Annotated in this window: 1 protein-coding gene; it reads left to right on the plus strand. The window is 62.4% G+C overall.

What is annotated here, in order from left to right:
- The first annotated feature begins 164 nt into the window (after positions 1–164).
- Complete coding sequence (gene yghU / locus SGR02S_RS19225; RefSeq protein WP_067113831.1) at positions 165–1049, plus strand: glutathione-dependent disulfide-bond oxidoreductase; 885 nt, start codon at positions 165–167, stop codon at positions 1047–1049.
- Positions 1050–1344: the final 295 nt, after the last annotated feature.

The raw sequence follows: 1344 nt of genomic DNA on the forward strand, positions 1-1344 counted from the left end.
CCATGGTCTGCCCTCGAATGAAAGGCAGCACAAAAGAGAGGGTCCGGCCATGGATGCTGAAACGAGTTCAGCATGACGAACGGATGATGCAGCGCGCCGAACGCTAAATCCCCCCAAGACCTTAAGTTTGGGAACCGACCGATAATCAGCGCGAGGAGCCTCCGATGACCGAGCAGACCGACTATGTGCCGCCCCAGGTGTGGACGTGGGACAAGGAAAGCGGGGGACGCTTCGCCAGCATCAATCGCCCGATCGCGGGACCGACGCACGACAAGGCGCTTCCGATCGGCAAGCATCCGCTCCAGCTCTATTCGCTCGGCACCCCCAACGGGGTGAAGGTGACGGTGATGCTGGAGGAACTGCTCGCGGCCGGGCACGGCGGCGCCGAATATGACGCATGGCTGATCCGCATCCACGAGGGCGACCAGTTTTCGAGCGGCTTCGTCGCCGCCAACCCGAACAGCAAGATTCCGGCGCTGGTCGACCGCAGCGGCGCCGATCCGATCCGAGTCTTCGAATCGGGCGCGATTCTGATCTATCTTGCAGAGAAATTCGGGGCCTTCCTGCCGACCGAGCCCGCGCAGCGCGCCGAGACGCTGTCGTGGCTGATGTGGCAGATGGGCAGCGCGCCTTTCCTGGGCGGCGGATTCGGCCATTTCTATGCCTATGCGCCCACCAAAATGGAGTATCCGATCAACCGCTACGCGATGGAAGTGAAGCGGCAGATGGATGTGCTCGACCGGCAATTGGCGGAGAATGAATATATCGCGGGCTCCGCCTATTCGATCGCCGACATGGCGATCTGGCCCTGGTACGGCGCGCTCGCCAAGGGGCTGGTCTATGACGCCGGCGAATTTCTGGGCGTGCAGGATTACCGGAACGTCCAGCGCTGGACCGACCAGATCGCGTCGCGCCCCGCGGTGAAGCGTGGCCGCATGGTCAACCGGGTCATGGGCGACCCGGCGAGCCAGCTTCACGAACGGCACGATGCGTCGGATTTCGACCTGCGGACGCAGGACAAGGTGCAGGCCGAACAGTCCGCCAAATGACGCAATTGCACGGAAAGGCGCCTGCGGAGCCCTTCAGGATTCGATAAGCCTTTCCCGCAAGCGGTTGGCAGAAAAGCATTTTTCTGCCGATTGCGGCGCGGCGATTTTACGCATTTCCGGTAAAAGCGCCGAACCGCCCTCGCGACCGCCTTTTTACGTCCATCGGCGATGATCGGACCCATGACAGGTCCGCATCCCCTCGATCCATCGACCCGCCGTGCCGCCATTGCGACCCCGGACCTGATCGGGATACATACCCTTCAGGCAAATGGGGAGCTGTTCCCCGGCGAAAGCC

Origin of the sequence: Sphingopyxis granuli NBRC 100800 (assembly GCF_001591045.1) — a bacterium.
Taxonomy (GTDB): domain Bacteria; phylum Pseudomonadota; class Alphaproteobacteria; order Sphingomonadales; family Sphingomonadaceae; genus Sphingopyxis; species Sphingopyxis granuli.